This is a genomic window from Methylobacterium sp. 285MFTsu5.1 (assembly GCF_000383455.1).
In the GTDB taxonomy this organism is placed as follows: Bacteria; Pseudomonadota; Alphaproteobacteria; order Rhizobiales; family Beijerinckiaceae; genus Methylobacterium.
Window position 1 is genome coordinate 19,699 of record NZ_KB911312.1, and the last position, 7,637, is coordinate 27,335.

Here is a 7,637-nt window from a genome sequence, read left to right on the forward strand (position 1 = left end):
GGACTCGTCCGGTGGACCGTCCTGGTCGAGATCGTTGTCACGCCTGCGGCGCGGGAAGATGCCGTGATTGCTCATGGTCCACCTCCTCTTCGTAACCCGGGGCCTGCGGGCCCCACGAGGAGAGAATGAGCCGGCAACCGATTGGTTGCAAGCCCCCGTCAGCCGACGGGTCCGGCTCCGCCGTCAAGCAGCGTGGCGACGCGGGCCGCGAGGTCCGCGGAGCGGAACGGCTTCGTGAGCACCGGCAGGTCGTCGGGGATCTGCATCGCCTCGGCATGTCCGGTAAGGATCAGGACCGGCAGGCGCGGATCGCGCTCGCGGATCTCGGCGGCCAGCTCGATGCCGCTCATGCCGGGCATGGCGAGGTCGGCGACGACGATGTCGTAGCGGTCCGCCTCGAGGAGCCGGAGCGCGGCCTCGCCGTCGCCGGCTTCCGTGGTGCTGTGGCCGAAGCCGGTGAGGAACGAGGCCGTCACGTGGCGCACCTGCGAATCGTCGTCGACGATCAGGACGCGGGCCCGCCGGCCGGCGACCGGGACGGTGCCGGCGGCCTCGGGCGCCTGCTCGGGCGCCTGATCGGCGAAGGGGAGGGCGAGCTCCACGCGGGTGCCCCGACCGACCACGCTGTCGATCGCCAGCCGGCCCTTGGATTGCTGCGCGAGGCCGAACACCATGGCGAGGCCGAGCCCGGTGCCCTGGCCGACGGCCTTGGTGGTGAAGAACGGCTCGCAGACCCGGCGCAGGATCTCCTCCGGGATGCCGGTGCCCTCGTCGGTGACGCTGATGCCGAGATAGGTGCCGTCGGCGATCTCGGGATCGCCGCTGATGGCGAGCCGGCGCGTCGCGACCGTGATCGCCCCCCCGTCCGGCATGGCGTCGCGGGCGTTGATGCAGAGGTTGAGCACGGCGAGTTCGAGCTGGTCCGGATCGACCTGAACCGCCGGCAGTCCGTCCGCGAGGTCGGTCCGGACCGTCACGAGGCCGCCGAGGCTGCGTCCGAACAGGTCGCTCATCCCGGAGATCAGGGTGTTCACGTCGACGGCGCGCGCCTGGAGGTCGTGGGCGCGGCTGAAGCTCAGGAGGCGCTTGGTCAGGGACGCCCCGCGCTCGGCGGCGCCGCGGGCGTTCTCGATCAGGCGCTGGACCCGCGGCTGGTCGGCGACCTTCGGGCCGGCGAGCTCGAGGCTGCCGAGGATCGCGGTCAGCAGGTTGTTGAAATCGTGCGCGATGCCGCCCGCGAGGGTGCCCAGCGCCTGCATCTTGTCGGACTGGCGCAGGCGCGCCTCCAGGGTCCGCTGCTCGGTCACGTCGCGCTCGATCGTCGCGAGGTGGCTGATCGCCCCGCCCGCGTCGCGGATCGGCACCCGCGTCACGTGGCTCCACTGCTCGGCGCCGGTCGGGCCGTCGCTGATCAGGCTCTCGACCACCGCCCCGGACCGGATCGCGGCCGCGTCCGCCGCCGTCACGGGCTCGGCCTTCGGGCCGAGAAGTTCGTCCTCACGCCGCCCGAGGCTGGCGGCGACGTCGTGGCCGAGCAGGGCGGCCTTGCGGCCGTTCAGCCGGACGAAGCGGCCCTCCGCGTCCTTGAAGCTGATCGCGTCCTGGGCGTGGTCGAGGAGGCCGCGCAGGAGAGCCCGCTCGGTGGCGAGGTCTCGGCCGAGGCGGTGGCGCTCGAAGGCCTGCCGGACGGTGGAACGGAGCAGGCCCGCGTCCCAGGGCTTGGTGACGTAGCCGACGATGCCGCCGCGGTTGAGGGCGGCGATCACCGCGGTGATGTCGGCGTAGCCGGTCAGCAGGATCGCCTGCGCGTCGTGGAAGCTGCGGGCCTCGGCGAGGAGCGCGTCGCCGGTGAGGCCCGGCATCCGCTGGTCCGAGAGCACGACGGCGATGTCGGGTTCGGCGCGCAGGATCTCCAGCGCCTCGGCCGGGCGCGAGGTCGTCAGAACCCGGTAGGAATCCTCGAACAGGTCCTCCAGGGCGATCAGGATGTCCGGCTCGTCGTCGACGGCCAGGATCGTCCCTACACCTGCCGTACCGTCACTCATGCACTGGCCGCCTGCCGCGGAATCCCGATCACGAAGCAGGCTCCCCCACCCGGGGCCGTCTCCACGGTGAGCGAGCCGCTATGCGCTTGAACGACGCTGTAGGCAATCGCAAGACCCAGGCCCGTGCCGGATCCGACCGGTTTCGTCGTGAAGAACGGCTCGAAGATCTTCTCACGCAGCGTATCCGGGATGCCGGGCCCGGTATCGCTGATGCGAATCTCGTCGAGTTCGGGGTTCGACTGGGTCGTGATCCGGATCGTGCCGCCCTCCGGCATGGCGTCGGCGGCGTTGCCCAGGATGTTCATCACCACCTGATTGAGCAGCGCCGGGGTGCAGTGGATCTCGGCGCGGCCCGTGAAGCTGCGCTCCACGGCGATGCGCTCGCCGAGCTTGTGCTGGATCAGCGCGAGCACCGTCTCGATCGCCTCCGGCACGTTGACCAGGGCGCGCTCGCCCTCGTCGAGGCGCGAGAACTTCCGGAGGTTCAGCACCAGATCCTGGATGCGGGTCAGCCCCATCCGCATCGAGCCGACCCGCTGCCGGGCCTTGTCGATGGCGCGGGTGGCGGCCTCCGGAGCGGCGCCCGGCAACTCGCCGAGCAGGCGCTCGACGGTGCCCTGGTGGGCCAGGATGAAGGCCAGGGGATTGTTGATCTCGTGGGCGATCCCCGCCACCAGCTCGCCGAGCGAGGCCATCTTGGCGGCCTGGACGAGCTTGGACTGCGCCTCGGTGAGCTGGCGGTTGGCGTCGGCGAGGTCGCGGTTGGCCCGCTCCAGGGCGTCGGCGAGGCCCGCTCGGGCCTCGGCCGCGTCGGCCTCCGCGCGGGCGCGCTCCACCGCCCGCTCGCGCTCGCCGAACTGGCCGGCGATGCGCCGGTCGTCCTCCTCCAGGAGCCGCCGCCGCACGAAGCCGCGGACCCGCAGGGCCAGGACCTCGGCGTCGGTCTTCGAGACCACGTCGTCGGCGCCGGCCGCGTAGGCTTCGACGAGGAAGTCCTTGGCGGGATCGCTGCCGGCGATGCCGACGAGGTGGAAGCCCGCGCCGGCCGCCTGTCCCGAGCGCCGCTGGCTGATCGCCCGGCACAGGGCGAGGCCGTCATAGGCGTGCCCCAGGAGATCGACCGTCACGCAGTCGAAGGCCCCGTCGCCGGCGGCCGCGTCCAGGGCGGCCAGGGCCGCCTCCGGCCCGTCGACGCTCGCCACGTGGTGGCCGTCCTGGCCCATCACGCCGGCGAGGAAGGTCCGGTAGGTGGCGCTGCCGTCGATCACCAGGACCCGCCCGCGCCGGAACGCGGCGGCGCCCGGTCCCTCACCGTCGGTCGTCGGCCGGCGCTCGCGCAGCAGGGCGCGGATGCGCAGGATCATCAGGTCGCGGTCGGCGGATTTCGGCAGGTAGGCGTCGGCGCCGCTCTCCAGACCCTGGCGCTCGCCGCCGCTGCCGCCGGTCAGCATCAGGACCGGCAGGGCCCGGGTGCGCAGCGACAGGCGCATCTGCCGGATCAGCTCGTCGCCGTTCATGCCCGGCAGGTGGTAATCGGCCACCACGAGGTCGGGCTGGCTGCGATTGAGGTGATCGAGGGCGGTCTCGGCGGAGGCGCAGCGCTCCACCGCGAAGCCGTGCGCCTCCAGCAGCAGGCGCAGTTCCAGGGCCTGCGTCTCCGAATCCTCGACCAGCAGGATCCGGGCCGGCACCTCCGCCGGGCCGGCCTCGCTCACGGCCGCGCCCCCGCATCCACGAGGCGCAGGACGTGGTCGGCGACGCGGTCGAGGGGCAGGACGGCGCGGGCGGCCCCGAGACGCACGGCCGCCGCCGGCATGCCGTAGACCACGGCGGTGCTCTCGTGCTCGGCCACGGTCTGGGCGCCGGCCCTGTGCATGTCGGCGAGGCCCAGGGCCCCGTCCTCGCCCATGCCGGTGAGCAGCACGCCGATGCCGGAGGGGCCGGATTGCCGGGCCATGGACCGGAACAGCACGGTGGCGGCCGGGCGCTGGCCGGAGACCGGCGCGGAATCGATCACCCGCAGGATCCGGCCGGAGCCGATCTCCAAGTGGCGGTCGCCCGGGGCCACGTAGACCCGGCCGGGTTCGGCGCGCTCGCCGTCCTGGGCGAGGGAGACCGGGAGGGCGACGACGCTGTCGAGCCAGCTGGCGAACCCGTCCATGAAGGCCGCGCCCATGTGCTGGACGACCAGGACCGGCAGCGGGAAGTCCTTGGGCAGGGCGCCGATCACCCGCGCCAGCGCCGGGGGACCGCCCGTCGAGGCGGCGATGCCCAGGAGGCTCGGGGCCTGCCCGGACAGGTCGGCCAGCGGCGCCTGGGGCGCGACGGCGGAGCGGCCGGCCCACTCGGTGCCGATCGGCCGGCGGCGGATGACCGGAACCTGGGCCATGATCCGCAGCTGCGTGCAGATCTCGCCGGCCACGCCCTCGTAGCCGGCATGGGTCGTGGCCACGGGCTTCTCGACGACCGACAGGGCCCCGGCCCGGAGCGCGTTCATCGAGATGCGCAGCGAGTTATCCTCGACCGAATCCGCCACCACGACGATCGGCGTCGGGTGCTCGGCCATGATCCGGCGGGTCGTCTCCAGCCCGTCGATCCCCGGCAGGCGGATGTCCATCGAGATCACGTCCGGCCGCACGGTCCGGAGCTTGTCGAGGGCCTCCTCGCCGGAGGCGACCGCGGCCACGAGCTCGAGGCGGGGATCGCGGGAGACGATGTGGCGCAGCAGCTCGCGCACCACGAGGCTGTCCTCCACGAGCATCACACGGACGGGGGTCATAGGAGCTGCCCGATCGTATCCAGCAGCTGGCGCTGGTCGAACTTCTGCTTGGTCAGGTAGGCGTCGGCGCCGAGATCCAGGCCCCGGGCGACGTCGGCGGCATCCCCGCGGGAGGTCATCAGGATCGCCGGGAGCCGGGCGAAGCGCTCGTCGGCCCGCAGGGCCTTCAGGAGGCCGAACCCGTCGAGGCGCGGCATCTCCACGTCGGCGAGCACCAGATTCACGGGCTCGATCTCGGCGCGCAGCCGGTCGAGGGCGTCCTGCCCGTCGACGCAGACGACCACGCGGTAGCCGGCGGCTTCCAAGATTCCCTTCTCCAGAGTCCGGGTGGTGATCGAATCGTCGACGACCAGGATGGTCGCGCGCGCGGACGCGGCCGCCGCGGCGTGAGTCGTCGAACGTGGAGCCGGCGCCATCGTTCCGAGCGCGCCGCCCGTTGTCCCGGCCTGGGCGCGCGAAGCGAGCCCCTCGGGGTCGAGGACCAGCACCGGCACGTCCCCGTTCAGCACCGCCGTGCCGGCGATCAGACCCGGATCGGCGCCGAAATCCGGCGCGGGCAGGACCAGGAACGGACGGACGTCGTGCAGGCGGTCGACCGCCAGGGCCAGACGGCCGCCGCCGGTCCGCAGGACGACGGCGGTCAGCGTGCCGGGATCGGCCGGGTCGGCGACCTGTCCGAGGATCGCGGCGAGGTCCGTCACCGGGTGGCTCGTCGCGGCGTCCCCGTCACCGAGGCGCACGATCGTCCGGCCCATGGCGACCGGCAGGTCGTCGCGCCGCAGGCGCAGGAGGCGCTCCACGGCGCCCCCGGGGAGGGCGTAGCTGCGCCCGGCCGCCTCGACCAGCAGCAGACTGCGCCGGGCCGCTGAGAGCGGCAGGCTGAAGATCAGGGCGGTGCCGGCCGGGTCGCGCGGCTCCAGGCGGACGCTGCCCATGAGCTGGCGGGCGGCGTCCGCGGCCACCGAGAGGCCGTAGCCGCGCCCCGACAGGGTGTCGACCGCCTCGGCGGTGGAGAAGCCGGGCTCGAACACGAGGCGCAGCAGGGTGTCGGGTTCGGCCGCGGAAGCGGGGCCGAGGAGGCCGCGCTCGCGGGCCGCCGCCTCGATCCGGGCGAGGTCGGGGCCGGGCCCGTCGTCGAACACGGTAACATGCAGGCGGGCGCCGCGCACCGCGACCTCCAGCCCGAGGCCCAGGGCCTCCGGCTTGCCGGCCGCGCGCCGCACCTCCGGCGCCTGCCAGCCGTGGCTGAGGGCGTTGCGCAGGGCGTGGAGCAGCGGATCCTTCAGCGCCTGCAGCGTGCCGCGCTCCACCGGCAGGTCGAGGCCCCGCAACGTGAGATCGACCTCGCGGCCCTGCTCCCGGGCGGTCTCGCGCAGCGACCGGGCGAGGGGGGCCAGGACGGTCTCGGCCGGGACCAGGGCGAGGCGCTCGGCGGCGGCGCGGACGCGGGTCGCGGCGCCCTCGACCGCGCTGGTCGCGGAGGCCTGGCGCCGCGACAGGTCCGCGGCCTCCCGGGCGAAGGCGCCCGCGCGCGCCGCGAGGGCGCGCCACTCGGGCCGCTCCGCGCCGGCCCCGGCCGCGAGGGCCTCGGCGCCGACGCGCAGGTCGCGGGCCAGGCGGGCGAGCCGGGCGAGGCCGTCGGCCGCGGGCGCCTGGCCGGCCAGGGTGCTGGCGAGATCGTGACTCGCCCGGGCCAGCGCCTCGACGGCCTCCGCCGGCACCCGCAGGATCGCCGCGGAGGCCTCCGGCGGCTCGGAGCCGGGTTTCGGCGCGGGGTCGGCCTGTGTCGGCGCGGCGGTCGCGGCCGGCGGGGATGCCGGCGCGGCGGGGGGCCCCGGTGGCGGGCTCGGACTCGGATCCGGCAGCGGGGCGGGGGGCGGTGCGGCGGGTGGTGCGGGTTGTGCCGGCAGCGGCGTCTCGCCCGGGAGCCGGAGGACGTGGCCGAGGGCCGCCAGGGCGTCGGCCGGCATGTCCGGACCGGACCCGTCGGTGAGGCCGGCGACGTAGGACTCGATCCGGTCGAGGGCGAGGTGGACGGCGTTGGCCGCCTCGCGGTCGAGGGCGGTGGCGCCGGTGCGCACGCCCTCGAACAGCGTCTCGAGACGGTGGGCCACCGCCTCGACCGCCGGGAGGTCGACGGCGCGGGAGGCGCCCTTCAGGCTGTGGGCGCGGCGGAAGACGTCGTTCCAGTCCGGCGTGGCGCTGCCGAGCGCCCCGCGGATCGCCGCGACGTGCTCCCGGTGCTCGACGTCGAAGGCGGCGAGCAGGAGCTTGCGGATATCCTCGGCCAACGGGGCGCCCGCCTCAGTGCCGGTATCGTTCGGCCAGGGCCATGAGGGCCTGGGCGAGCTCGGTGAGGTTGGCGGAGGCGGCCTCGACCTGCCGCGTGCCGGCCGCGGTCTGCTGGCTGGCCTGGCGGATGTTCTGCAGCGCCCCCATCACCTGCTCGATGCCCAGCTGCTGCTGGTTGGTCGAGGCCACGATCTGCTGGAACGTCTGCACGTTCTCCTCCACCCGCGCGGTGATCTCCTCGATCGTGCGCTGCGTCGTGTCCGAGCGCGTCTTGCCCGCCGCCGCACGCTTGACCGCCTCCTCGGTCAGCATCACCGACGTGTTGATGCCCCGCTGGATCTCGCCCAGGATCCCCCGCACCTGCCCCGTGGCCGCCTTGGCCTGGTCGGCCAGGAGCTTCATCTCCGAGGCCACCACCGAGAAGCTGCGCCCGCTCTCGCCGGCCGCGGCCGCCTCGATGGCGGCGTTCAGCGCCAGCAGGTGCGTGCGCTCCGAGATGTCGTTGACCGTCTCGATGATGT

5 protein-coding genes are annotated in these 7,637 nt (G+C 74.2%); all 5 read right to left on the minus strand.

All coding sequences use genetic code 11. The annotated features are described in order from the left end of the window. Positions 1 to 158: 158 nt before the first annotated feature. Complete coding sequence (locus H288_RS0130140; RefSeq protein ID WP_020096289.1) at positions 159 to 2,045, minus strand: response regulator; 1,887 nt, start codon at positions 2,043 to 2,045, stop codon at positions 159 to 161. Next, entirely contained in the window at positions 2,042 to 3,760 is a 1,719-nt protein-coding gene (locus H288_RS0130145) for a response regulator (RefSeq protein WP_020096290.1), read from the minus strand. The genes H288_RS0130140 and H288_RS0130145 overlap by 4 nt, the downstream gene beginning before the upstream one ends. Next, positions 3,757 to 4,824, minus strand: coding sequence for a chemotaxis-specific protein-glutamate methyltransferase CheB (gene cheB / locus H288_RS0130150; protein WP_026605430.1), 1,068 nt, complete (start codon positions 4,822 to 4,824; stop codon positions 3,757 to 3,759). Before cheB ends, H288_RS0130145 begins: the two co-directional genes overlap by 4 nt. Next, positions 4,821 to 7,115: a response regulator gene (locus tag H288_RS0130155; RefSeq protein ID WP_020096292.1), complete on the minus strand. Its 2,295-nt coding sequence runs from the start codon at positions 7,113 to 7,115 to the stop codon at positions 4,821 to 4,823. The genes cheB and H288_RS0130155 overlap by 4 nt, the downstream gene beginning before the upstream one ends. Before the next feature lie 13 nt (positions 7,116 to 7,128). After that, on the minus strand, positions 7,129 to 7,637 hold a 509-nt coding region (locus tag H288_RS33170; protein WP_043713549.1), incomplete at its 5' end, for a methyl-accepting chemotaxis protein.

Excerpts from the sequence above, each read along its gene's own strand:
- H288_RS0130140 (WP_020096289.1), bottom strand. The coding sequence starts at position 2,045 with ATGAGTGACGGTACGGCAGGTGTAGGGACGATCCTGGCCGTCGACGAC.
- cheB (WP_026605430.1), bottom strand. The coding sequence starts at position 4,824 with ATGACCCCCGTCCGTGTGATGCTCGTGGAGGACAGCCTCGTGGTGCGC.